Origin of the sequence: Acinetobacter geminorum (genome assembly GCF_013009345.1) — a bacterium.
Classification (GTDB): Bacteria; Pseudomonadota; Gammaproteobacteria; order Pseudomonadales; family Moraxellaceae; genus Acinetobacter; species Acinetobacter geminorum.
In genome coordinates, this window is record NZ_JABELE010000022.1 from 1 (window position 1) to 23,982 (window position 23,982).

Annotated in this window: 21 protein-coding genes and 1 other RNA gene; 8 read left to right on the forward strand and 14 right to left on the reverse strand. The window is 41.3% G+C overall.

The genetic code is table 11. The annotated features are described in order from the left end of the window. Nucleotides 1–188: 188 nt before the first annotated feature. From ssrA to HJG58_RS16725, 5 genes are all read right to left on the reverse strand, one after another. Nucleotides 189–548, reverse strand: a transfer-messenger RNA (tmRNA) gene (gene ssrA / locus HJG58_RS16705). 160 nt (nucleotides 549–708) lie between these two features. Further along, nucleotides 709–2,694: a gamma-glutamyltransferase gene (gene ggt, locus HJG58_RS16710; protein WP_328704637.1), complete on the reverse strand. Its 1,986-nt coding sequence runs from the start codon at nucleotides 2,692–2,694 to the stop codon at nucleotides 709–711. A gap of 304 nt (nucleotides 2,695–2,998) precedes the next feature. After that, complete coding sequence (locus HJG58_RS16715) at nucleotides 2,999–4,522, reverse strand: DHA2 family efflux MFS transporter permease subunit (protein WP_170249647.1); 1,524 nt, start codon at nucleotides 4,520–4,522, stop codon at nucleotides 2,999–3,001. Between the two features lie 6 nt (nucleotides 4,523–4,528). Then, a complete protein-coding gene (locus HJG58_RS16720) occupies nucleotides 4,529–5,680 on the reverse strand; it encodes an EmrA/EmrK family multidrug efflux transporter periplasmic adaptor subunit (protein ID WP_170249648.1) in 1,152 nt (383 codons plus the stop codon). A gap of 267 nt (nucleotides 5,681–5,947) precedes the next feature. Next, entirely contained in the window at nucleotides 5,948–6,445 is a 498-nt protein-coding gene (locus HJG58_RS16725; RefSeq protein ID WP_002121786.1) for a thioesterase family protein, read from the reverse strand. Between the two features lie 142 nt (nucleotides 6,446–6,587). Between HJG58_RS16725 and hemB the strand changes: the two genes are divergently transcribed. Both hemB and HJG58_RS16735 read left to right on the forward strand, forming a co-directional pair. Further along, nucleotides 6,588–7,601: a porphobilinogen synthase gene (gene hemB / locus HJG58_RS16730; protein WP_005042595.1), complete on the forward strand. Its 1,014-nt coding sequence runs from the start codon at nucleotides 6,588–6,590 to the stop codon at nucleotides 7,599–7,601. A 25-nt stretch (nucleotides 7,602–7,626) separates the two neighbouring features. Then, on the forward strand, nucleotides 7,627–8,742 hold the full coding sequence (locus HJG58_RS16735; RefSeq protein WP_170249649.1) for an NAD(P)/FAD-dependent oxidoreductase: 1,116 nt from the start codon (nucleotides 7,627–7,629) through the stop codon (nucleotides 8,740–8,742). Here the strand turns inward: HJG58_RS16735 and HJG58_RS16740 are convergent. Together HJG58_RS16740 and HJG58_RS16745 are read right to left on the reverse strand one after the other, a co-directional pair. Continuing rightward, a complete protein-coding gene (locus tag HJG58_RS16740) occupies nucleotides 8,734–9,639 on the reverse strand; it encodes a TIGR01777 family oxidoreductase (RefSeq protein ID WP_170249650.1) in 906 nt (301 codons plus the stop codon). The genes HJG58_RS16735 and HJG58_RS16740 overlap by 9 nt on opposite strands. Before the next feature lie 86 nt (nucleotides 9,640–9,725). After that, nucleotides 9,726–10,175 carry an ABZJ_00895 family protein gene (locus HJG58_RS16745; protein ID WP_002121708.1) on the reverse strand — a complete coding sequence of 150 codons (450 nt, stop codon included), beginning with the start codon at nucleotides 10,173–10,175 and terminating at the stop codon, nucleotides 9,726–9,728. Nucleotides 10,176–10,555: 380 nt separating this feature from the next. Here HJG58_RS16745 and HJG58_RS16750 point away from each other — a divergent pair, with 380 nt between their 5' ends. Beyond that, entirely contained in the window at nucleotides 10,556–10,933 is a 378-nt protein-coding gene (locus HJG58_RS16750) for a VOC family protein (protein ID WP_170249651.1), read from the forward strand. 74 nt (nucleotides 10,934–11,007) lie between these two features. On the opposite strand, the gene HJG58_RS16755 is transcribed toward HJG58_RS16750, so the two are convergent. Next, nucleotides 11,008–11,481 carry an OsmC family protein gene (locus tag HJG58_RS16755; protein WP_216076597.1) on the reverse strand — a complete coding sequence of 158 codons (474 nt, stop codon included), beginning with the start codon at nucleotides 11,479–11,481 and terminating at the stop codon, nucleotides 11,008–11,010. Nucleotides 11,482–11,645: 164 nt separating this feature from the next. Here HJG58_RS16755 and HJG58_RS16760 point away from each other — a divergent pair, with 164 nt between their 5' ends. Together HJG58_RS16760 and HJG58_RS16765 are read left to right on the forward strand one after the other, a co-directional pair. Then, entirely contained in the window at nucleotides 11,646–12,914 is a 1,269-nt protein-coding gene (locus HJG58_RS16760; protein ID WP_170249653.1) for an exonuclease SbcCD subunit D, read from the forward strand. Nucleotides 12,915–12,923: 9 nt separating this feature from the next. Further along, entirely contained in the window at nucleotides 12,924–16,520 is a 3,597-nt protein-coding gene (locus HJG58_RS16765) for an AAA family ATPase (protein ID WP_170249654.1), read from the forward strand. Between the two features lie 200 nt (nucleotides 16,521–16,720). Here the strand turns inward: HJG58_RS16765 and HJG58_RS16770 are convergent, their stop codons facing one another. Next, nucleotides 16,721–17,413 (reverse strand): YggS family pyridoxal phosphate-dependent enzyme, encoded by a 693-nt coding sequence (locus HJG58_RS16770; RefSeq protein WP_170249655.1) that lies wholly within the window; start codon nucleotides 17,411–17,413, stop codon nucleotides 16,721–16,723. Nucleotides 17,414–17,539: 126 nt separating this feature from the next. Here HJG58_RS16770 and HJG58_RS16775 point away from each other — a divergent pair, with 126 nt between their 5' ends. After that, complete coding sequence (locus tag HJG58_RS16775; RefSeq protein WP_002121749.1) at nucleotides 17,540–18,577, forward strand: type IV pilus twitching motility protein PilT; 1,038 nt, start codon at nucleotides 17,540–17,542, stop codon at nucleotides 18,575–18,577. A 19-nt stretch (nucleotides 18,578–18,596) separates the two neighbouring features. Then, complete coding sequence (locus HJG58_RS16780; RefSeq protein WP_032037409.1) at nucleotides 18,597–19,715, forward strand: PilT/PilU family type 4a pilus ATPase; 1,119 nt, start codon at nucleotides 18,597–18,599, stop codon at nucleotides 19,713–19,715. A gap of 69 nt (nucleotides 19,716–19,784) precedes the next feature. Here the strand turns inward: HJG58_RS16780 and fur are convergent, their stop codons facing one another. After that, the gene (gene fur, locus HJG58_RS16785) at nucleotides 19,785–20,222 is read right to left on the reverse strand and encodes a ferric iron uptake transcriptional regulator (RefSeq protein ID WP_016141990.1); all 438 of its coding nucleotides are present in this window, start codon (nucleotides 20,220–20,222) and stop codon (nucleotides 19,785–19,787) included. A 111-nt stretch (nucleotides 20,223–20,333) separates the two neighbouring features. On the opposite strand from fur, the gene HJG58_RS16790 reads away from it, so the two are divergent. After that, complete coding sequence (locus tag HJG58_RS16790) at nucleotides 20,334–20,732, forward strand: outer membrane protein assembly factor BamE (protein ID WP_002121740.1); 399 nt, start codon at nucleotides 20,334–20,336, stop codon at nucleotides 20,730–20,732. 64 nt (nucleotides 20,733–20,796) lie between these two features. Here HJG58_RS16790 and HJG58_RS16795 read toward each other — a convergent pair whose 3' ends face one another. The 4 genes from HJG58_RS16795 to HJG58_RS16810 form a co-directional block, all read right to left on the reverse strand. Beyond that, nucleotides 20,797–21,111 carry an RnfH family protein gene (locus HJG58_RS16795; protein WP_170249656.1) on the reverse strand — a complete coding sequence of 105 codons (315 nt, stop codon included), beginning with the start codon at nucleotides 21,109–21,111 and terminating at the stop codon, nucleotides 20,797–20,799. Next, nucleotides 21,111–22,178 (reverse strand): SLC5/6 family protein, encoded by a 1,068-nt coding sequence (locus HJG58_RS16800; RefSeq protein WP_170249657.1) that lies wholly within the window; start codon nucleotides 22,176–22,178, stop codon nucleotides 21,111–21,113. Before HJG58_RS16800 ends, HJG58_RS16795 begins: the two co-directional genes overlap by 1 nt. Before the next feature lie 153 nt (nucleotides 22,179–22,331). Next, on the reverse strand, nucleotides 22,332–22,787 hold the full coding sequence (locus tag HJG58_RS16805) for a bacteriohemerythrin (RefSeq protein ID WP_170249658.1): 456 nt from the start codon (nucleotides 22,785–22,787) through the stop codon (nucleotides 22,332–22,334). A 251-nt stretch (nucleotides 22,788–23,038) separates the two neighbouring features. Then, the gene (locus tag HJG58_RS16810; protein ID WP_170249665.1) at nucleotides 23,039–23,887 is read right to left on the reverse strand and encodes a class II glutamine amidotransferase; all 849 of its coding nucleotides are present in this window, start codon (nucleotides 23,885–23,887) and stop codon (nucleotides 23,039–23,041) included. Nucleotides 23,888–23,982: the final 95 nt, after the last annotated feature.

Here is a 23,982-nt window from a genome sequence, read left to right on the forward strand (position 1 = left end):
GTGCTTATCAAATATGTCACCAAAATAAGCCGATAATTCGGGTTATGGAAATATCGGCTTAAGCGGGATTCGGGTTAAATTAAATAATTTTTGAAGAGTAATTCTTATATTCAAATCACATCATTTATTAGTAAACAGTTATTAATAAAAAACCCCGAAACTTACGTTTCAGGGCTTTTCACGAATTTTGGTGGAGATGGCGGGAGTTGAACCCGCGTCCGCCAGCACTACGCTCGAGAATACTACATGCTTAGATATCGTCTATTGTTTTAACACCAAGTGACCCGACGAACAGGGTACAAGGTGCGATCCTCTAAGTTTGGTATAAAGCCCCGAGGCTTGACTCTATACGGACTTGTGTGCGTGCGCTACGGTCGGGTTCCTAAACCACAAGTATTCTAGGAAGCGGACAAACTGCCCTTAGGCAGCTAGAGCGTAAGTTTCGTCGTTTGCGACTATTAAAATGCAAATTTTATTTACGAGAGAAAATGCGCTCTCGGCATGCATCTATGAGTTTCATCACCGGCGTCGAAGCCAATAACATCCCCATGAATGTCTGAACATCATAGCATAACTAAAATAAAATGCTGTGCAATTTATCAACAGTCTGCTACTGATGAACATATTTACATAATGGAGAGCCTTTTGTTTTTTTCAAGGCCCCTCATAAAAAAGCTGCCAAAAATGACAGCTTTTTTTAAGTTGGGTCTATAAAGCACCATTGCCTAACACAATACCTTCACGGCGAGGGTCTACCCCACCTGCGTATTTACTTTGATTATTAATATTTACTTTCATAATCGTTGAAATACCGCTGGTTTGCGCAGTGTTAGAAATGCCATGCCCTTTTGCTTTTAAGCCTTCAATCAGGTCAACTAAAGAAAGCTGTACATTCGAGCTATCCACATTGGTATTTTTGCTATTGGTCGCGCCAAAGTTAACAAGCGAAGTGGCCTGCTGTGCATTTAAGTTCCAGTCCAATGTACCCACCAACGTTTTAACCACATATTGAATGATCGTACCGCCACCTGGTGAACCTGTTGCCATATAAAATTCATCTGGCGTGGTGCCTTTAAACACTAAGGTTGGCGCCATGGTACTACGTGGGCGTTTGCCGCCTTCTACACGGTTGGCAACTGGTGCCCCAGTGCTGTCATAAGGGTTCGCACTAAAGTCAGTTAACTGGTTTGACAGCAAGAAACCATCCACCATATGGAAAGAACCCATGCTAGATTCAACAGTCGATGTCATTGAAACCACATTGCCATAGGTATCTACAATCGTGAACTGAGTCGTGCCGTGTTCAACAGTGGTGTCGACACCCGAAGCTGGATTGAAATTACCTGCTGGTGCAATGCCCATACTTTGGTTCGGGTTAATCAGTGCGGCACGTTGTTTCAGGTAATTTTTATCAATAAAGCTTGCAATACCCTGTGCTGGTAAAGCAACAAAGTCAGTATCTGCCACATATTTATCGCGGTCGGCGTAGGCCAAACGTTCTGCTTCAGACACTAAATGCACGCCCATGACATCAGGTACACCACCTTCATTTTCAGGGTTTTTAGGTGGGTACAGCGACATATCAAAGTTTTCTAAAATACCCAACGTCTGTGCAACTGCAATCCCTCCCGAAGATGGAGGTGGCATGGTACATACATAGTAACGGTCACGGTACGTCGTACAAATCGGGTCGCGTTTTTTAACCTCGTAGTTCGATAAATCCTGCAAGGTCATTAAACTTGGGGTAATTGGAGTTTTTGCTGGGTCATCCCCTAACGTCTGTCCTGCTTTCGCTACAATCGCTTGGGCGATCGGGCCAGTGTGCAGCGCATTTGCGCCTTGCGTGGCAAGTGCTTCAAGCGTTTTTGCATAGGCCTTATTGGTCATGGTTTCACCCACTTTACGTGGTGAACCATCTGGGTAGAAATAGGTCGCCATTGCATTTGCATCGAGCGCTAAATTGTTTGCATTACTTGCAATTGCATCTGCCAAACGCCCCGGAATGCGAAAACCGTTATCAGCCAAACCAATCGCTTCACCAAAAAGTTGGTTCCACTTGAGTTTGCCATGCTCTTTTTGTGCTTGTTCAAGCAAACGCATCACACCCGGCACACCAATCGAGCGACCACTACGACGCGCACTTGGTACAGGCGCAGGTGAATTTGGGTCATATATATCTTGGCGAATTAAATAAAATTCGTTGGCTGCGGCAGGTGCGGTTTCGCGGCCATCATAAGCCGTGACTTGTTTGGTTTTGGCATCGTAATACATCATAAAACCACTACCGGCAATGGTACTCGACTGTGGCTCGACCAAACCAAGCACGGCTTGTACCGCTACGGCTGCATCAACTGCGCTACCGCCTGCTTTTAAAACATCACACCCTGCTTTTACCGCAAGTGGCGTGTTTGCCACCACCATATATTTATCTGCGTATTTAACCGTGTTACCGAGTCGATAACCCGATGCACCCTCTGGTGCGGCGGGGTCACCATTTTGGTTTGAACCAACCACCACACTTGAACCGTCTTGCGCCAGTTTGCTACAACTGGTAGGGTCATTATCTACAATTAAATTGGGCGGGGTTGTATTTGAATCATCCTTGGGCTGATCTGAAGAGGAATCATCTCCACATCCTTGTAATAAACCGACTGCTAATAAACTACTGAACAAAAATGAATATCTTTTATTCACGTGATAACTCCAATATATACGCCTGCCTATCCATGCAATTGCCATGCAAGCTTCTTTGTTTTCAGGTCTTCAGTTTTTTAATCTTTGATAAAAATAAAGTTTTAATAATATTAAATGATTGGCGGTGTTTGTTTTGTGCTCTGTGTGATGTCTCCTTGCTTGTTATCACACTCTTTTATAACTGATTTGCCCAATTCTGGCATGCTTTATTTCTTTAAATACAGGCAAAATCTGCTATTTATAAACCCGCTCATTTTGTAGTAGACCTAAAAAAAGCACCTCCGAAGAGATGCTTTTTTTATGTTTAGTGAGAAGGCATACCGCTAACCTGTTTGGGTTTTGGACACAGCCAAATCACCAGCCCCGCAAAGACAAACACCATCGCAAACAGTAAAAACACATGGTTTGCCGACATGGTAATCGCTTCTTTATCGACAAGGTTTGAAATAATTCCGAGCGTCGAGTCAGCCGAAAAACCATTTTGCAAAAGTGTGTTTTGTACTTCAGTCGTATGAAGGTTTGACACCATTTCACTACGGGCAACTTTGGCATGGTCGTCCCACACGGTCACTGCAATTGAAGCACCAATTGCCCCTGCCATGGTTCTTAAGAAGTTCATAAGACCCGCAGCAGATGCAATCTCTTGCTGGAGTACCGAACCAAGCGCAATGTTCGACAGCGGAATAAAGAAGAACGGCACAGCAAAACCTTGTAGGATTTGCGGCCAAGCCAGTGCCATAAAGTCGGCATCTGTAGTCCAGAACGCTCGCATTAAGGTCACACCACCCAGCAAAATTAAACCAAAGCTCGCCAGCGCACGTGGGTCATGTTTGGTCGAAAGTTTTGCCACAATCGGTGACATGGTCAAACTACCAAAGCCCATGGTTGCAGTTAAATATCCGGCCCACGTCGCGGTGTAGGAAAGGTTCATTTGCAGCCACTGCGGAATCAGTACAATACTGCCAAAGAATGCGCCGAAGCCGAGCGACAAAGCCAGCACCGATATGGCAAAGCCCCTATGCCTAAAGACTTTGACATCCACGACGGGATGTTTGTCGGTGAGTTCCCATATCAGGAACACCACAAAGCCAATGGCGGCAGTTAAAGCTAAAACGATAATGCTGGTGCTGTTAAACCAGTCGCGTTCGTGCCCTAAATCGAGCATGAGCTGTAGTGCACCAATCCACAGAATTAACAAGCCTAAACCAACCGTGTCGATTCTTAAAGAAATCGTTTCTGTTTCAGCTACTCTTAACAAGCGCATTGCCGCTAAAACACAAACAATGCCGACCGGAATGTTAATAAAGAAAATCCAGTGCCAAGACAGATTATCACTAATCAGACCACCCAAAATTGGCCCTAAAATTGGCCCAACGACAGTCGTCATTGCCCATAGGCCCATCGCCTGTGCATGCTTTTCTTGAGGGAAAATACGCATCAGCAAAGTTTGGCTGAGTGGCATGAGCGGGCCACCGCATAGACCTTGTCCAATACGGAAAAACACCAGCATGCCTAACGAGTTTGCTAGACCGCACAAGAAAGAAAAAATGGTAAAACCAATCAGACCAAAAATAAAAACCCGAACGGTACCAAAGCGCCCTGCCAGCCAACCTGTTAAAGGTACACAAATCGCTTCTGCAACGGCATACGACGTAACAACCCATGTGCCTTGTGTACTTGAAACAGCAAGGTTACCAGTAATATGCGGTACAGATACGTTGGCAATGGTCGTATCGAGCACGACCATAAAGTTCGACAAGGCAATAACAAACGCTGCCAGTATTAAACGGCCACCGCTTAGTTCGGCAAAAGGTGTTTGCGTTTTCATAAGCGTTTACTTCGCAGATAAGTCGACTTTTGCTTCCATCGACAAGCCAACACGCAGTGGGTGTTCAGCAAGTTCTTTCGGGTCAAGTGCAATACGAACTGGTAAGCGTTGAACCACTTTAATCCAGTTACCTGTTGCGTTTTGAGCCGGAATTAAGGCAAAGGCAGAGCCTGTACCACCAGAGAAGCCCATCACTTTGCCGTGATATTCAACGTCATCACCATATAAATCTGAAGTAAGCGTGACTTCCTGACCCGGACGGACTTTTTTCAACTGACTTTCTTTGAAGTTTGCATCTACATATAAATCGTTAAGTGGCACAATCATCATCATGCTCGTACCCGGCGCCACACGTTGACCCACTTGAATATTACGACGCGTAACCACCCCATCGACTGGTGCACGTATCACGGTACGTTCTAAATCAAGCTGAGCTTGTTCAACATGGGCTTGTGCAACTTGTACATCAGGTGTTGAAGTCTCGCTTACACCCTGAATTAACGCTTCGTTTGCAGCTAAAGTACTTTCGGCAGCTTTACGACTCGAAGAGGCTTGCGCTAAACCAGCTTTAGCAAGCTCTAGTCCTGCTTTAGCTGTTTCAACTGCACTTTGTGCTTTAGTCAGTTCTTCTTTAGACACTGCACCAGAGGCAGCAAGCTGTGCACGGCGGTTGAGTTCTAAAGCAGCTTTGTCGTAGTCTGCTTGTGCTTGAGCAACCTGTGCTTTGGCACTGTTAATTTCGTCAGCACGCACCACAACCTGAGAGTTTAAAGAACTACTGTTTGCCGCAGTTTGTTTGTATTGGCGTTTTGCTTTGGCAAGTTCTGCCTCAGCTTGAGCCAATGCAATTTTGGCATCACGATCATCAATACGAACCAGCACGTCACCACGATGTACCGTTTGGGTATCTTTTACGACAACCTGAGCGACCTGTCCGCTCACCATTGAAGTAATTTGCGCGGTTTCTGCACCGACATAAGCATTATCCGTACTCACGGAGTTGTTCAAAAATAATGCCCAAATTGCATATAAAATAGCGGCGATCAATAAAATCAGCGCAAAAAAACCAAGAAATTTTTTGCGCTTGTTTTGATTGTTGTCATCCGAGGCAGATGTTGTTGGCACTGTTTCTTCTACATTGCTTTGTGCATCAGTCATGGTATGTTCCTAAAGATGAGTTGGCTTTGCCATCAATCTCGCACTACACCTTGTTATAGAGTTTTTATTTTTCTATAAACAAGACATATCGCATTGTCAAAGGAGCTAATTTTAACGCTAAAACCTCATAATATGAGAATAAAAATTTATAACTCATGCGTTCGTTCTAATTAAATTAATGTTTATCTCAAAGTTTTTATGAAAATTTTAGCTTTTCAAACACTAAAAAAAGCGCACTTGGCGCTTTTAAATGATTCAATTCATTGCTTAATAGGCATATGAAGCAATGCCGGCAGCAATCGCTTTATCTTCATCATTGACCATGGTCATACGCATGGTACAGCCCTTACGACCTAAACGTAACACTTCAGCACGGGCAATAAAATACTTACCACGCCCCGGTGCTAAATAATCTACACGCATATCGACAGTTGCCAAACGCGACACTTGCTTAATGGTTTCAGTTAAAGTTTCGGGAGTTGAACGGCGATAGAGGTGTTCCATTGCCACAATTCCACCAATACTATCGAGCAAAGTTGCAGCAACACCGCCATGCAAAATCTGAAATGCCAAATTGCCAATCAGGTTGGGTTGCATCTCAATATAGCCTTCAATGTGCCCGTCCACCACACGCATAATCATTCCACTATGCTTAAAAAAAGGAGAGCTATTAAACGCCTTACATAATTGGTTGAGAACCACAGTCAGGTCTGTTTTTGCACCTAAATGGATGTTCCCAGTCCAATTTTTCTTTTCTTCACTCATATGTTGCCTAAATTTAAAAGCATGATAAACGCCCATAATTTTGTACAAATACAGCATTATGGGGCTACAATACAGCAGTCGGTTGACAGTAATGGAATATCCGCCAACCTATCCTAGTGTAATACCGAACATCGAGATTGTTATGACTTATACGTTCAATCGTCCTGCATTTCCAGCCACTCGCATGCGCCGTATCCGTAAAAATGACCAGTTGCGTGCGATGGTCAGCGAAACACAGCTCACTACCAATCACTTGATTTATCCAGTATTTGTATTACCGGGACAAAATCAAACCCAAGATATTCCAAGTATGCCAAACATTCAGCGTTTGTCGGCAGATTTGTTACTGAAAAAAGCTGAAAGACTTCTGGAATTGGGCGTATCAAAACTGGCTCTTTTTCCAGTTACCCCGCAAGAAGATAAAAGCCTGACCGCAGAAGCTGCATGGCATGAAGATGGTTTAGTCCAAACCACGTGCCGGTTGCTTAAAAAAGAATTACCAGAAATGGTGTTAATTACTGATGGTGCCCTCGACCCATACACCACGCATGGTCAAGACGGTATTATTGATGACACTGGCTATGTGCTGAACGACGAGACTGTAGAATGCTTGATTAAACAAGCGTTAAGTCATGCTGAAGCAGGTGCTGATGTGGTTGCACCAAGTGACATGATGGATGGCCGTATTGGTGCTATTCGTCAAGCTTTAGAAGCCAATGGTCACATCTATACCAACATTATGGCCTACTCTGCGAAATATGCGTCGAGCTTCTATGGTCCGTTCCGTGATGCTGTTGGCTCTGCATCCAACCTCAAAGGTGGTAATAAATATAACTACCAGATGGACTTTGCCAACCGTGCCGAAGCTTTACATGAAATCGCGCTTGATATTCAAGAAGGCGCCGACATGGTGATTGTAAAACCGGGCATGCCATATCTGGATGTGGTACGTGAAGTGAAAGATACCTTTGGTGTTCCTACATTCATTTACCAAGTGAGTGGCGAATACGCGATGTTAGCTGGCGCAATTCAAAATGGCTGGTTATCAGACTCAGTCATTTTAGAATCACTCATGTGCTGCCGCCGCGCTGGTGCAGACGGAATCTGGACTTACTTTGCAGAAACCGCTGCTGAAAAACTCAAGGAAATGAACTAAGTTCGCAGAGAAAGGATAACACTGCATGCATATTGCAATCATTGGCGCGGGCATAAGTGGGTTAATGTCTGCGCTGGAGTTGGTTGAACAAGGCTGTACCATCAGCATTTTTGATCAACAACAAGCGGGTCAAGCAGCCTCTTGGGCTGGCGGAGGTATTCTCTCTCCGATGTACCCGTGGCGCTATGTGCATGCAGTGAACCAACTTGCTCAATTTGGCAAAGCCTCTTATCAAGCATGGAACCAAAAGCTCTACCCTGTTACAAGGATTGATTTTGAAATTCATGACACAGGCATGCTGATTTTTGATGAAGAAGATTTTGACGTTGGACTTTCCTACGCCGAGCAGCATCAAGAACCCATGCAGCGCTGTGAATATCTACAAAGAGATGCTTTAGAGCAAGTCAACCCGCATATTTCCGAACAGTTTCAAGAAGCGATTTATTTCCCTGAACTGTCTAATATTCGTAATCCACGCGTTTTACAGTCTCTGATTCGCTATTTAAAACAACATCCGAATGTTGAATTTTTTGAAAACACTCCTGTTAAAAAACTGATTCAACAGGATGATGTCATACAGGCCTTACAAACCGAAGATGGTCGCAAACATACAGCAGATCATTTTGTAATAACTTCGGGCGCATGGAGCCATTACTGGAATTCACAATTACAACTCGAAATTCCAGTCGAACCTGTGCAAGGTCAAATGTTGTTATTTAAAACCCCTGCTCACTGGTTACCAACCATGTGCATGAATCGAGTGATGTATTTGATTCCACGTATGGATGGTCATATCGTGTGTGGGTCTAGCATGGCACATCGTGGTTTCGACACTTCCACTGACGAAACAACCCAGCACAATATCTTAGAAGCGTGTTTAGAAATGGTGCCTGAACTGGCCGATTTCCCGATCGTACAGCGCTGGGCAGGACTCAGACCAAGTTCACCAAATGGCGTTCCCTACATTGGCAAAATGCCTGAAATGGACAATCTCTGGGCAAACTTTGGTCATTTTAGAAATGGTTTATGCATGGGCGCAGGCTCAGCACAATTGCTCCGTCAGCTGATGCTAGGTCAACCGACCTTAGTTGATGCCAAAGCATATTCTCCAGAGCGTTTGCAAAATAAAATCTTAGCCTGACGCCAATATATTCTCTAAAGCCATTTTTAACTGAGGATAAGCAAACTCAAATCCTTCAGTTTGTAAGGCTGCGGGTTTGACGTACTGACCATTTAAGATCAATTGAGACTGTTCGCCCAACAAACAGCGAAAAACAGTGCTTGGTGCTGACAACAATGGTTTCTTATTCAAAACCTCTGCTGCTTGTTCAACAAAAGCTTTTTGAGTCACATTTTCTGGCGCTACGACATTGTGAATTTGAGCAGATTGAGGATGTTTAAATATAAACTCAATTGCGTTTAACACGTCTCCAATATGTACCCAAACCACAGGCTGACGGCCATGACCAATTTGACCGACTAAATTGAGTCGAATAGGAAGCAACATTTTAGGCAAAATGCCACCGCCCTGCCCAAACACCACACCTAAGCGAATAATTTTAGTATTTTGTTGAGGATCTGCTAAAGCTGCTCGCTCCCACTCTTGGCAAAGCTCGGACATAAAAATAGGCTGTGGCGGGCTTTGTTCAGTACACACTTCTGCCCACTTTTCTTGATCATCTATTCCGTAATAACCAATTGCAGAACCAGATACAATTACTTCCGGAAAAATTTCAGACTGCTTGAGCCATGCATACAGTTTTCGGGTCGTATTTACACGGCTTTCAATGAGTTGTTTTTTACGTGACTCGGTCCAGCGTTTCTCGCCAATATTTGCGCCTGCCAAATTCACCACATAGTCAATTTGACGGGTCGAAATATCTTCAAACTTTTGTACCCACTGCAAGGCAGGATGGTCAGATGCCTTTCCAGCCTGCCGTGTCACAGCAATCACGTTATAATTTTTTTGTAGCAGGAACTTAATTAAATGCGTTCCGATAAAACCACTTGCACCTGTAATTAATACATTCTTATTCATATTTCCTCCTAAGCTGAGGATTCAAGTTTTATTTAATTGTATAAGACTCATTTATATTTAATCGTATGAGTTTTCGTAGTGATCTATTACACGTTAAACATTTTGTCAGCCATTCGCTGTGCCTGCTTGCCATAAAACCAGTAGGTAATTAAATAAAGCGGAATAGCTAACATTAAAAGCATAATCACCATAATGCTTAAAAACTGAGGCTGTTTGAGGTAAAGCATAAAGTTCTGCAAAATCTCAGGGTCTTTTCTTGCAAATAAAAACAGACCAAATAAAACACCACACAAGTTATAGCCCCAAAAAATCAGGGTAAAACCCAAAGTAAATTTCTTTTTTTCTGGTACAGTCGGGGCACGGCGTTCTTTCTTTAAAAATTTAAATAAGACAAAAATCATTGCGCCTAAATATGGAACGGCTGTTAAAATACCACCTACACTCGCTGGTAATAGTGCTGCAACAACACCTACAATTAAGGTAAGCACAATGCATAAACCAAAAAACCAGAGAAAGTAAGAACGTAATTTGGTCATATTTTTGCCTAATTTATGGGTTCAAAAAATAATTATAAATTTTTTTCGATTTTTTTTCATTTTTCTGTCAACCAATTCGAATCTCTTGACGTTATATAGGGTAATAAGGTCGCAGCAACCGAATACTTCCTTTGCACGGCATCCGCAAAATTGTTTCGGTGACCTTTCATTACGACTCTTTCCTTCCTTCGGATTAGGTTTTGTTAGCAGCCGAAACCCTTGATGAAGTTTTTGACCGACGATTCTCTCATCACTCGAATCGTCGGTTTTTATTTTCTAGCACTTTCATTTATTTTACGCTCACCATACACAATAGTGCTTTCGTGGCGATAAAGGCTATGCTTATACTTTTTGCACCATAAAAATATGTTTTAAATAATATGAACAACATTGCCTATTTTGAAATCCAGTCTTCAAACCCTGCCCGCGATGCGCAGTTCTATCAAGCTGTGTTTGGTTGGCAATTTAAACTCGATGAAAGCTTACCAATTGAATATTACCGCATAGAGACACCTTCAATTATGGGTGGACTATTAAAACGCCCTGCTCAAACACCTCCAATGGAATATGGCACCAATGCATTTACCTGTTCGGTTCAGGTGGCAAACTTTGATGAAGTGGCTGCAAAAATTTTAGCGCAAGGTGGCATTGTCGCAATGGATAAATTTGCTATTCCGGGCCGCGCTTGGCATGGCTACTTTGTCGATTTAGACCACAACGTTTTTGGTATTTTCCAAGTCGATGAAAATGCAGCTTAAAGATCTTATTTAACGACTCTATTTATTTTTAATGTATAGCCACCGCCTTTTTATCGGTGGCTATTTCATATTAGTTATTCAGCAAAGCTAAAACTCGCTTCACATGTAATTGGAAAATTCACCGAATTGGCGATCATACATTCGTGATGTGCTTCTTCGTGCAGTTTTGCTGCAAGCGCTTGGTCTGCACCTTTTTCTAAAACAACCTCGGGCCTTAAAATAATTTGAGTAAAGTGACCACGTTTAACCGGATCTGCATCTTCCATAAACCCCAGTGCTTTGTCGACATAATTCAGCACATGAATATGATTGACTGCACACAGGTGTAAATACCAAAGCTTATGACAAGCTGAAGCTGATGCCACCAATAAATCTTCAGGGTTCCATCTGCTCACATCGCCTAAATAGGCAGGGTCTGATGAACCTTGAATTGTGGCCTTTTGCGGATGCTGAATACTAAAGTCTCGTTTATATGAACGATAAGATGAAGTGCCTGTACCCGTATTGCCTTCCCACTGTATTTTTACTTCGTATTCGTGAATGGTCATTTTTTTCTCAAAGTTCAAGGTTTGAGTCGATAGTAACAAAGCGGCGTTTAAAGTGAAAAATTTAATTCAAGTTTCAACTTAGGCTTAAATAACGAGCACTTTAAAATGTCTTGATAAAATCTCCTGCCAATTTATGCTAACGTATCTGTGTTTATTTTGGCTTGATGTCTGTTTCTATGTCCGTACATTTTCTACATACTTCTGACTGGCATTTGGGGCAGTTTTTTTATAATCATTCACGCCACTACGAACACCAACAATTTTTAAGCTGGTTACTCACTCAAATTCAAGAAAAACAACCACATGCCCTACTCATCGCCGGCGATATTTTTGATGTGATTAACCCCGGTTCTCAAGCACAAAAACAACTCTACCAATTTTTAGCAGATGCTCATCGGCATGCGCCGCACATGCAAACACTCATGATTGCGGGTAACCATGACTCAGGCTACCGTATTGAACAGGTCGAACCACTCTTAGAAAAATATAACGCAAAAACCGTGGGCGTGGTTCGCTGGAATGAAGATAAAACCTTAGACCTCGATCGACTACTTTTACCTATCTATAACCAAAATCAAGATATTGTGGCGTGGTGTCTTGCCCTACCTTTTTTACGTTCGGCCGAAATTACGGGTTTTAATGAACATACCACTAACAGTAAAAATGCGATTGCCTATTTGCACCAGCAACTCATTGCTGAAGCCAAACGTCGCAAGACACCAGACCAAGCGCTTATTTTGATGTCACATGCCCACATGCAAGGTGGAGAAACATCCGACTCTGAACGCCCAATTATTATTGGTAATGAAGAGGCGCTTTCAACAACTTTGTTTGAAGATGCTGTCGACTATGTCGCTTTAGGGCATCTACATAAACCACAAAAAGTAGGTCAGCCACACATTCGTTATAGTGGTTCGCCCATTCCACTTTCTTTTAGTGAAGTTAACTATAAGCATCAAGTGGTTGAGGTCAAAGTTGATCCGACTCAAGACACAGACAGCCGTTTGCAATTTGAAGCTGTCGAAATTCCACGTTGCATACAATTGCACCGTATTCGTGGTGAGTTAAACGAGGTACTGCAACAACTCAAAGCCTTGCCTCACGGCGTGATTGAAAATATTGACCACCGTGAATATGTCGATATTGAATATTATAGTTTAACGCCGCCGCAGCCTAATCTACGTCAGCAGTTTGAAGCAGCCCTACCACCTGACCGCTATCGTTTAGTTCGTATTTCACGTCAATATGTGAATAAAGACGCGACCGATTCAAATACTACTCAGCACATTGCTCTTGAACCACCAACACCAGAAAAACTCTTTCAAAATATTTGGGAAAAACAAGGTTACAGCGCCGATGATGCTGTCTTAAAAGATTTTCTAAGCCTGGTACAAGAAGCACAAAAACATCTTGAAAATGATGCAACCCCTTAAGGATATGTCATGAAAATTTTATCCATTCGAATAAAAAATCTGGCATCTCTTTCTGATGAACACTTTATTGATTTTGAAAGCGCGCCTCTCGCCCATGCAGGCCTGATTGCAATTGTAGGGAAAACAGGCGCAGGTAAGTCAACCATTTTAGATGCCATGTGTCTGGCTTTGTTTAATCGGGTACCTCGCTTGAAAGACAGTGATGGCAAATTAAAAGATGTTGATGGTTCTGAGTTACTGACCAACTCACCTTTAACTGTCTTACGCCGTGGTACAGGACATGGTTTTGCTGAGCTTTGCTTTATTGCACAAGATCAAAAACGTTATTTGGTACGCTGGGAAATTAAGCGTGCGCGTGAAAACCCAAATGGTAAATTACAAAGCGTACAACGCCATTTAAAATGTCTAACTGATGGTGTAGTACTTGCCGACAAAGCCAAAGCAGTTGATGAAAAAGTTAAACAAATTACCCAGCTTTCTTTTGAACAGTTTACTCGTGCTGTACTACTTGCCCAGTCAGAAGTGACCGCGTTTTTAAAAGCACGAGACAGCGAGCGTGGTGAGTTACTTGAGTACCTGACCAACTCCAGCATTTTCGCTAAAATTGGTGAACTGGCTTTTCGCAAAACGGCTGATATTGCAAAGCAGCGTAAACAGCTTGAAGAGTTTTTAGGCCATATCGAAATTTTGTCTGATGAAGATATTGCGGCTTTTACCGAACAATATCAGCAAGCCGAGCAAAACCATCAACAGTTAGAACAACAAAAAAATGTTTTAGACAAACAGCAACAATGGTTTGAACGTAAAGCAAAACTTGAGCAAGAGGTTCAAGCGAAACAACAACAGTTTCAAACCCAGCAAAATCACCATCAGCAATTGGCTGGTGAGCGTGAGCAATTAAAACGACTCGAAGTTTTCTCTGAAATACGCCCACAAGTTTTTCAACAAGCTCAAAATTTACAAACGCTACAACAACTTGAGCCGCAAATTCAGCAAGTGCAAACCAAGTTTAATGAGTTGGTGCAAATTTTTGAAACCAGACAAAAACAGTATCAACTCGCAGAACAAGAGCTCAAACAGACACTCGATTTTGAGCAACAACATCAACAAGCTTTAAATCAAGTTCGACAGTCCATTCAAGAACGTGCCTTTATTGCCGATGAATATAAAAAGTGCAAAGAAAAGAAAAATGTACTTGAGCAGAAACTCAGTCCACTGCAACAACAGCAAAATACTGTGCAACAGCAGATTGCACATCTTGAGCAGAACCAAGTTTATCTACAACAACAACTTACCCAGACTCAGCAATATGCGGTATTAGATAAAGGCCTTTCAGCACATCTGCATCAACTCGGGCAATTTATTCAAAATTACCAAACGATTGAACAACAGCTCGGTAATCCTACCCTTGCTCGCCAAAAGCTATCGGAAGCTAAAAGTGAAGTTGAACAACTCACAGCTTCACTAGGTACAGTTGAACAAATTGAGTTAAAACTTGAGCAACAGCGTAAAGACAAAGATCAAAAGCTTGCTCAAATCACTCAGTTAGATCTGATTCAACAGAAAATTAAAATTTATCATGAGCTATACGCTGAGCTTCAGCAATTCTCTGAAAAACAAACCCAAGTCTCAGCCCAAGAGCAGCAGCTTAAAACTGTTTGCCAGTTAGCTGAACAAGACTACCAAACAGCAAAAACTGAACGTGAAAAGTTACAGCACATCCTGCAACAACAGCGTTTACTACACACCGAAAATATTGAGCAGTTACGTGCCAATCTTAAAGAAGGTGAAGCTTGTTTAGTGTGTGGAAGCACACATCATCCCTATCGTGTGGATGACAGTGCAGTTTCCAAAGCTTTATTCGATTTGCAGCAACAGCAAGAGCAACAAGCTATTGTACTCGAGCAAACTACATTTAATACGTGGCAAACCCAACAACATGCACTTAATCAGTGCCGTGCCGAACTTGAACAGGTTCAGAAATATCTAACTCAACTTCAGGCAAAACAAACAAACTTACAGCAAGAACTTGAGCAAGCGCTTAACCTCAATCAGTTACAGATTGAGCTTAATCAAGCTCCTGAACAAATCTTGCTAACGCTGAACGAACTCAGACAAGCCTCGCAAACTGCCATAAGTTCATTTGACTCAGAAAACGTGCGTTTAGCCCAAGCGATTAAACAACACAATCAGTTCGTTCAATCTATTCAGCGTAATGAAAGTTTGCTTAATACAGCACAGCAATGGCAACAACAAGTTCAACATATTGTTGAGTGTTTATCTGAAGCCGAACAGCACGCATGGCAGCAAGCAAGTAGCCAAACAGCTAAGCAGACTTGGTCAATTTTAGACGTACGTGCTAAGCAACTTGAGCAACAAGAACAGCTTTCACAGCGTTTTGAACAGCAACAACAAGAACTTAAAATGTTAGCTGCCAACCTTGAGCAAATGACCAAGCAAATTGATGAGATCGATCAAAATCTCCAAGAGATTACGCTTAAAGGCCAACAAAATAATGAAAAAGCGGTATCGCTCATTCAGCAAATGACAGGCCGTTCGGATATTAAGCCGCATGAATGGTTAATTGAGCATGACGCTAAACGTCAGCACCAACAAACGGCGTATCATGAGGCTAAACAGCGTTTCGAACAAACCAGACAACACTTTGAACAACAAAAACAGGCGCTCGATCAACTTAAACATCAGCATCAACACACAGAACAACATCAACAGCAGATTGATGGGCAAATTCAAAACTGGTTAAAAGCCCATACTGATTTTCAGGCATCTGATCTTACAGCACTCATACAGATTAATTCAGCTCAAGAGCAAGATATTCGTAACCGTCTTAATCATGCCGAGCGTTTATTAAGTGAAGCTTCTTCTGCCCTTAAGACCATGCAAGAGCAATTAAGTGAGCATTTACAAACTCAGCCAGATATTGAACATGAAAAGCTTGTTAGCCTCATTCAAGACAATATTGCAGAGCTTAAAGCACAGCTTGAAGTACGTGATCAACTGAAGCTTAAGCTCGAAGTCCATCAGCAAAATCTGGCTAAACAGCAACAATATGCCGAGCAAATTCAAAATATTCAGCAAGAAGAACATCGCTGGAGCAAAATTTCAGGCTTGATTGGTGATGCCAAAGGAAAAGAGTTCCGCGACTATGCCCAGCAATATCACTTAGATATTTTAGTTGAACACGCCAACCAGCAACTGGCAATGCTGTCTCAACGCTATACGCTAAAACGCCTAGATCAGTCTTTAAGCCTTGCGATTATTGACCATGACATGGATGGAGAAACCCGTTCTGTTGCATCTTTGTCTGGCGGTGAGTCGTTCTTAACAGCGCTTGCCTTGTCTTTAGCCATTGCCAATATGGCCTCGGGCTCAATGAAAATTGAATCGCTGTTTATTGATGAAGGCTTTGGTACTTTAGATGCCTCATCTTTGCACATGGTCATGAATGCTTTAGACCAATTGCAAAATCAGGGACGCCAAGTCATTCTCATCTCACACATTCAAGAAATGCATGAACGTATTCCTGTACAAATTCAAGTGAAACCACTCGGCGCAGGTGCAAGTACCATTGAAGTAGTAGGTTAAAACTAAAAAGCCCCGACATCCTGTCGGGGCTTTTTTAGATTCTGCGTTGGTATAACTCCTGTCGTACCTGTATGCATCCATTCATCACTGTTTATTGTTATTCTTAGAAACATCCTGTTTCCTGATGAGTTCATAGTACGAAAAAAGTATTGTCTGCCATAGCCGCAAAATGACGCAATTTATGTAAGAAATCGCTTACATCAGCCTTTTTGCGAATAGTCTCTAGCACCAAATAAGGCTGTTCCTACACGAACCATGGTTGAACCAGCAGCAATTGCAGCTTCTAAATCACTCGACATTCCCATACTTAAAGTGTCCCAATCTTCTGGGTGAGTATGTTGGTCTTTCACCTTATCAAATAACTTTTTAGCATCTGCAAAAGCAGCAGTATTGTCAGGCGCTGGAATGACCATTAAACCGCGTAGTCTGATTTTGGGTAATTGACTCATTTGAGCAATTAACTCGGCAACCTCATCTGGTGCACAACCATCTTTACTATCTTGCCCGTCAATATTCACTTGCAAACAAATATTTAAGTCAGATTGATCATCACCACGCTGGTTAGATAAGCGCTCGGCAATAATTAAACGATCTACACCATGTACCCAATCAAATTTCTCGGCCAAATGCTTCGTCTTGTTGCGTTGAACATGACCAATAAAATGCCATTCAATATCTAAATCGTGTAAAGCTTCGATTTTTTCTAAAGCTTCTTGCAAATAGTTTTCGCCAAATGCTCTTTGCCCTGCTGCATACATTTCACGCAAACTTTCACTTGGATGTGTTTTCGATACGGCTAAAAGTTGCACAGTTTCAGGCGCACGCTGAGCATGTTCACAAGCACTTTGGATTTGCTGTAATACGTGCTGACGCGCATCTTGCAGGTAATTCATTGACAAGGTTCTCATTTTCAAAAAACTTTTTTGCTTTTCACCTAAAGCGAGGTGTTGGTAAGCCTCGGTGAAAGCCGTATATTATTCTACAAAATAATGACATATTTTGATTTACTTGGGGAAATTATGGATATTACAGAGCTACTCGCCTTCTCTGTGAAAAATGGCGCGTCCGATTTACACCTATCTGCTGGCATGCCACCAATGATTCGCGTTGATGGTGAAGTCCGTCGCATTAACTTACCTGCTCTAGATCATAAAGATGTTCATCGTTTGGTCTACGACATCATGAATGATAAACAGCGTCGTGACTACGAAGAAAAACTCGAAACCGACTTTTCTTTTGAAGTGCCCAACGTTGCTCGTTTCCGTGTAAACGCATTTAACCAAAACCGTGGTGCGGGTGCAGTGTTTCGTACCATTCCGTCCAAAGTACTCACCATGGAAGATTTAGGCTTAGGACAAATCTTTAAAGACATTTGTGACTATCCTCGCGGGATTGTACTGGTGACAGGTCCAACAGGTTCGGGTAAATCAACGACGCTTGCAGCGATGATGGACTACATCAACGAAAATCGTTATGACCACATTCTAACGGTTGAAGACCCTATCGAATTTGTACACCAATCTAAGAAATGTTTGATTAACCAACGTGAAGTGCATCGTGATACACACGGCTTTAATGAGGCCCTACGTTCAGCACTGCGTGAAGACCCAGATATTATTTTGGTCGGTGAGATGCGTGACCTCGAGACTATCCGTTTAGCGCTTACTGCTGCCGAAACAGGTCATTTGGTGTTTGGTACGCTGCATACCACTTCTGCTGCGAAAACCATTGACCGTGTGATTGATGTATTCCCTGCCGAAGAAAAAGACATGGTTCGTGCCATGCTCTCTGAATCATTACAGGCTGTAATTTCACAAACCCTGCTTAAAAAGAATGGTGGCGGACGTGTCGCAGCTCATGAAATCATGATTGGTATTCCTGCCATTCGTAACCTAATTCGTGAAAACAAGGTCGCGCAAATGTACTCAGCTATTCAGACTGGCGCAAATCATGGCATGACCACCCTCGACCAAAGCTTAAAAAATCTGGTGTCTCGCGGTGTGATCAGCCCTCAAACAGCTCGTACTGCTGCCAAACAGCCTGAATCATTCCTATAAAAATAACTAGAGAATAAATATGGATTTTAATGACCTACTCAACCTTATGGTTGAAAAAAAATCATCCGACCTCTTTATTACAGATGGCGTTGCACCATCGATGAAGATTAACGGGCAAATTGTTCCCATTTCAAAAAATAGTCTTTCAGGCGAAATTATTGGACAACTATTACATTCCATCATGAGTGAAAAACAACGCAAAGAATTTGCTGAGACTCGTGAATGTAACTTTGCCATTATGAACCGTGATAAAACTGCCCGCTTTCGTGTGAGTGCTTTTCAGCAACGCGACATGCCAGGCATGGTATTACGTCGAATTGAAACTAAAATTCCTTCAATTGATGACTTGCAATTACCACCTGTGCTTAAAGATTTATCGATGACCAAACGCGGCATCATTATTTTTGTAGGAGCAACAGGTACAGGTAAATCGACATCTTTGGCTTCAATGATTAGCTATCGGAACCATAACTCTAAAGGTCATATCATTACCATTGAAGACCCGATTGAGTTTATTCATGAACACGCTGGCTGCATCATTACCCAACGTGAAGTCGGGATCGATACAGACTCATTCGAAATTGCCTTAAAGAATACTTTGCGACAAGCACCCGATGTAATCTTGATTGGTGAGATTCGCTCTCGTGAAGTTATGGACTACGCGATTGGCTTCGCCGAAACAGGTCACCTTGTATTAGCCACAATGCATGCGAACAACGCCAACCAAGCACTTGACCGTATTATTCACTTCTTTGAAAGTGACCGTCATAGCCAGCTCTACATGGATTTATCACTTAACTTAAAGGCCATGATTGCACAGCAACTTATTCCAACGCCTGATGGTAATTCGCGCCGTGCAGCGATTGAGATTCTCATTAACTCACCACTAATTTCAGACTATATTCGCAAAGGCGAAATTCATGAAATTAAAGATTTAATGAAACGCTCACGCGAACTCGGTATGCAAACTTTTGACCAAGCACTGTTTGATCTTTATAAGTCAGGCCAAATTACCTACAAAGATGCATTAAAACATGCCGACTCACCAAACGATTTGCGTTTAACAATTAAGCTTGCCGAAGAAAGTCCTGATCAAATTGCAGGCACAAATCAGCATTTAACCTTCGACCGACAGTAATTTCTTCATAAAAAAAGGAAGGTTAAACGTAACCTTCCTTTTTTATTTGTTTTCTTTGTGTGAAAACGATTATTTCTTGCGCAGCACTTCCTGACATTCAGGTTCGTTACAGTAACCGTAAAGATTTAATGAGTGACCCGTTAAGGTAAACCCATGTTGCTCTGCTACAGCATGCTGCTCTTTCTCGATAATATCATTAGTAAATTCAATAACTTTGTTGCAATTATGGCAAACCAAATGATCGTGGTGATCTTCTTGCATAATTTCAAAAACAGAATGATTGTTTTCAAAATGGTGGCGCTGAATGATACCCGCAGCTTCAAATTGTGTTAACACACGGTAAACTGTCGCAAGGCCGACATCTTCCCCTTGTTCTAACAAAGTCTTGTAAATATCTTCAGCGCTAAGATGATGTTGTTTTGAATTTTCTAATAATTCCAAAATCTTAATTCGTGGAAGGGTAACTTTAAGTCCAGCTTTGCGCAAATCTTGATTGGAAATAGGCATGAAAAAAGGTCTCTCAACAAATCTCAAGTTGGAATAGGCAATAGAATTTAGATGAAGTATGATCTATCCTTTGATCAAATGCATCATAATTTATTGGGATAGTGTAGCAAAATGCAAAAACTCGTGCTGACGTTATTAGTCACTTCACTCCTTGCTGGTTGTTCAATCTTTGGTGTTTATAAGGTTGATATTCCTCAAGGGACTCCATTGACCAAAGCTCAAGCCTCTCAAGTACAAGTCGGCATGAATTTCCAGCAAGTGCGTTTTTTGCTTGGTAGTCCAACAGTGACTGATCCTCTAAATCCTCTACGTTGGGACTACATTTACAACTATATCCCGGGAACTTATGCTAAAAAAGCTAAAATCCCCGCAGCACATGGTCAGCATTTAAAAATTTACTTTGATGGAACTGGTACTGTAACTAAAATTGAAGGTTTAGAAACTATTCCAGAATCGCAACCAGGTTTACCTGCTTCTAAAGAAGCGATTTTAACTGCACCACCACTATAATCGTTTTTTCTAATAAAAATAAACCCCTCAAGTGAAATACTTTGAGGGGTTTTGTTTATGGGGCTTATTGCTTAAAACGATTACTTTTAATATATCGCCCCACAGGGTTTTTCTCAGCGCGTTTACGACGTATATCTTTGGGATTGATCGTTAAAGGTCGATAAACCTCAACTCGATCACCAGCTTGCAAAATCGCATGTGCTTCAACTTTTGCACCAAAGATGCCAAGTTGTAATGGCTCAGGCAAACTGACCTGTGTCTGCAAACCACTCATCTCAACTGCTTGTAATGCAGTCATACCAGCTTCAAATGGAATAGCAACTAAAAACTGTTGCTCTGGAGCTGCATAAGCAACCCACACTTGCTGAGCTTTTTCCATCAGATAATTTGTCCAATTACCGCAATCATGGCAATCACAATTGAAAGCGGCAATACAATACGTACCGCAATGCGCCATAAGTTATAAAACAACTCATTGCTAAAATTCATAGATTTACGCAAATGGCTAATTTTCATAATCCAGCCAGCAAAAATGGCATAGATCAAGCAAATGAGTAATCCCCAAAGCATCAAAATCAGCGTAAAGATATTATGAAGCTCAGGCACAGCCCAAACAGCAATTGCTACAACAATAATCACCCACTGTAAAATAGGCATAAGCTGACGCTGAGCAAGCTGCTCTCTAGCCAATTGGACAAATAACGCTGTTGTCATTACTGCGGTAAAGATCCAAGTAAAAACAGGAAGCTGTGCTTGTAAAGAAAAGAAACCGAAGGCAATCACAGCAATGAGCTGAGCTAACCAGATTGGAAGAACAGTTTTCGTTGCTCCTTCTTGTGGCTGAACAGCACCTACACTATTTTGCCAGTAAAGCCCTAAACCTAGCCCACTCGCAACAAGTGCAAGTACAGTTGCATTACCCCACTCTTTAAACTCAACATTGGTCCAATGCCAAGGCTGTAAAGTCGTTCCCATCGTGTTAGCTAAAACAAGAGAAGCAATTACACCAACCGTCATCAGTAAAATTAAAATCTGACGTGGAATAAGGGATAAAATGAGGGCCACAACAGCAAGGCCAGCAAAAACAAGTTGCCCTGAAACACTATTATTAAGCTGTGTAGTCAGTAAATTGCCAGCAGTACTTAATACATTACCTGCTAAAAATGGAATAAAAATAACCGCAAGCCAGCCAACCAAACGCCATTTTGGGGAACTATCTGCTTCACGAGTTAAACTTGATAAAGCATTTAAGGCTGTAGTCTTCGACCGTTTTGCTAACGCAATTTCCAAATAACAAACTGGTAGTGCCAATAACAACATTGTGCCTAACCACAATAACCAGAAATCGAGTTGACGATCAATCTGGATGCCCATCGTGGGTGCCAATGTCGCCATAATGATGAAAGATAAGCAAAACGCCATCAGGGGCGATAACCATCGTGACATAGGTATGTCCTGCATTATGCATTCCTTGAAAAAGACTAGAGATATTTTGCCCGTGTCATGCTTGAAAATCAAAGTTTGCTCAATAAAAAAAGCAAACTACCGAAACGATAGTTTGCCGCGCTAACTGAAATTATGATTTATTTTTATTTCAGGTTATGAGAAAAACCGAGCAAACCAGTTTTTCCCTTTCTTTTTTTCTTTTTCTCTAATAATTCCCATCATATTTTCTTTTACTGCTCCTACATAATCGGCATCATCATGTTGAATATGGTTAATTAACCATTTAGCCAAAATTTCTTGTAACTCTGATTCAATCGTATGACCCATTTCAAAACGTTCACGATATAATTCTATTTTTTTAATAAATAAATCATGTACACGTTTATGAGGTACACGATATTTATAATCAGCTTCCTCTTGCAAACTTTCTTCGAAAGTAAAATGTGATTGCGTATAATCGATAATATTGTCTAATACATCTTTAACTCGACGTCTATCTTCATCATCTTTTACATCATCAATTTCATTAATATAATCAAGTATCCGTTTATGTTGTTCATCAATAACATCAATACCCGTATTATATTCTGAAGCCCATTTCATTTTCATACATCTCCCCAATGATGCTTAATGATTGTTGCATAAACTGCATGATATATTTAAAGAATATAAATAAAAACAAACCTAATTTGTCGGCTTTAGCCCATAAAAATTATATTCAACACAAGTTATTGTTTTTAAATTATTTAATTAAAATTAACCAACTAAAATAATAAAGTATTTTTTAAACAAACTATTTTATTATTAAATGATAAAAATATATAAACATCCTTATTCATATATTTTAAATGTATTTTATATTAATACTGATCTGCGCACGTAATACGTTTTAGTTCAGGATTTTCCTGTTCACGTTTTAATCTTTCTACAAAAGTAATCGCCTTTTTAATTGGTTTACCATGTTGAAATAAAATCATTTCACCAGGTTGATAAGCTGTCCAATTTTCATTATGTGTTAAAGGTTCAGTTGTTATTACTGCCACACGATCTTCAGGTGTGGTTACCTGACTAAAATCGACTTCAACATCTAAATCAATTAAATGAGCATGATTAAATGGATATTCACGAACGAGCCAATGTAATTTAGTAATGGCATAACTAAATAATGCTTTGCCATTAGATAGGCAATAATTAAATGTGCCGTATTCTGCAATTTGCGGAGAAATCTTTTCTAATACTTCAAATATCTGTTCAAGACTTGGTTCTTCATAGCCAAAAGCTTCAACGAGTTGATCAAGCAAATAACAAAAAGCACGCTCGCTATCGGTATTACCTACTGGCGTGAAACGTCCACTTAGTGGCGGATTAAAGTCATGTAAATCGCCATTATGGGCAAAAATCCAATGCCGTCCCCACAACTCTCGAATAAAGGGATGAGAATTTTCTAAAGTAATTTTACCTTGAGTAGCCTTACGGATATGAGCGATCACATTACGTGATTTAATAGGATAATTACGAATGAGATCGGCAATTGGAGACTCAACTGCTGATTGGTTATCAACAAATAAACGGCACGCCTTATCTTCGAAAAATGCGATGCCAAATCCATCACTATGATCTGAGGTAATTCCTGCACGCTGTGAAAAACCACGGAAGGAAAAAGTGATATCCGTTGGTGTTGCACAATTCATTCCTAATAGCTGGCACATATCGCTTTTTAAACTACTTCTAATTACCCCATCTGCTCTATTGTGCATGAGAGTAAAAGTGCTTGCAAATCTCAATATGTGCTGGCTATTACAGA

What these genes read in the sequence shown, in the direction of transcription:
- HJG58_RS16715 (WP_170249647.1), bottom strand. Translation starts at nt 4,522, where the DNA reads ATGAAAACGCAAACACCTTTTGCCGAACTAAGCGGTGGCCGTTTAATA.
- HJG58_RS16720 (WP_170249648.1), bottom strand. Translation starts at nt 5,680, where the DNA reads ATGACTGATGCACAAAGCAATGTAGAAGAAACAGTGCCAACAACATCT.
- HJG58_RS16725 (WP_002121786.1), bottom strand. Translation starts at nt 6,445, where the DNA reads ATGAGTGAAGAAAAGAAAAATTGGACTGGGAACATCCATTTAGGTGCA.
- hemB (WP_005042595.1), top strand. Translation starts at nt 6,588, where the DNA reads ATGACTTATACGTTCAATCGTCCTGCATTTCCAGCCACTCGCATGCGC.
- HJG58_RS16735 (WP_170249649.1), top strand. Translation starts at nt 7,627, where the DNA reads ATGCATATTGCAATCATTGGCGCGGGCATAAGTGGGTTAATGTCTGCG.
- HJG58_RS16740 (WP_170249650.1), bottom strand. Translation starts at nt 9,639, where the DNA reads ATGAATAAGAATGTATTAATTACAGGTGCAAGTGGTTTTATCGGAACG.
- HJG58_RS16745 (WP_002121708.1), bottom strand. Translation starts at nt 10,175, where the DNA reads ATGACCAAATTACGTTCTTACTTTCTCTGGTTTTTTGGTTTATGCATT.
- HJG58_RS16750 (WP_170249651.1), top strand. Translation starts at nt 10,556, where the DNA reads ATGAACAACATTGCCTATTTTGAAATCCAGTCTTCAAACCCTGCCCGC.
- HJG58_RS16755 (WP_216076597.1), bottom strand. Translation starts at nt 11,481, where the DNA reads ATGACCATTCACGAATACGAAGTAAAAATACAGTGGGAAGGCAATACG.
- HJG58_RS16760 (WP_170249653.1), top strand. Translation starts at nt 11,646, where the DNA reads ATGTCTGTTTCTATGTCCGTACATTTTCTACATACTTCTGACTGGCAT.
- HJG58_RS16765 (WP_170249654.1), top strand. Translation starts at nt 12,924, where the DNA reads ATGAAAATTTTATCCATTCGAATAAAAAATCTGGCATCTCTTTCTGAT.
- HJG58_RS16770 (WP_170249655.1), bottom strand. Translation starts at nt 17,413, where the DNA reads ATGAATTACCTGCAAGATGCGCGTCAGCACGTATTACAGCAAATCCAA.
- HJG58_RS16775 (WP_002121749.1), top strand. Translation starts at nt 17,540, where the DNA reads ATGGATATTACAGAGCTACTCGCCTTCTCTGTGAAAAATGGCGCGTCC.
- HJG58_RS16780 (WP_032037409.1), top strand. Translation starts at nt 18,597, where the DNA reads ATGGATTTTAATGACCTACTCAACCTTATGGTTGAAAAAAAATCATCC.
- fur (WP_016141990.1), bottom strand. Translation starts at nt 20,222, where the DNA reads ATGCCTATTTCCAATCAAGATTTGCGCAAAGCTGGACTTAAAGTTACC.
- HJG58_RS16790 (WP_002121740.1), top strand. Translation starts at nt 20,334, where the DNA reads ATGCAAAAACTCGTGCTGACGTTATTAGTCACTTCACTCCTTGCTGGT.
- HJG58_RS16795 (WP_170249656.1), bottom strand. Translation starts at nt 21,111, where the DNA reads ATGGAAAAAGCTCAGCAAGTGTGGGTTGCTTATGCAGCTCCAGAGCAA.
- HJG58_RS16800 (WP_170249657.1), bottom strand. Translation starts at nt 22,178, where the DNA reads ATGTCACGATGGTTATCGCCCCTGATGGCGTTTTGCTTATCTTTCATC.
- HJG58_RS16805 (WP_170249658.1), bottom strand. Translation starts at nt 22,787, where the DNA reads ATGAAAATGAAATGGGCTTCAGAATATAATACGGGTATTGATGTTATT.
- HJG58_RS16810 (WP_170249665.1), bottom strand. Translation starts at nt 23,887, where the DNA reads ATGTGCCAGCTATTAGGAATGAATTGTGCAACACCAACGGATATCACT.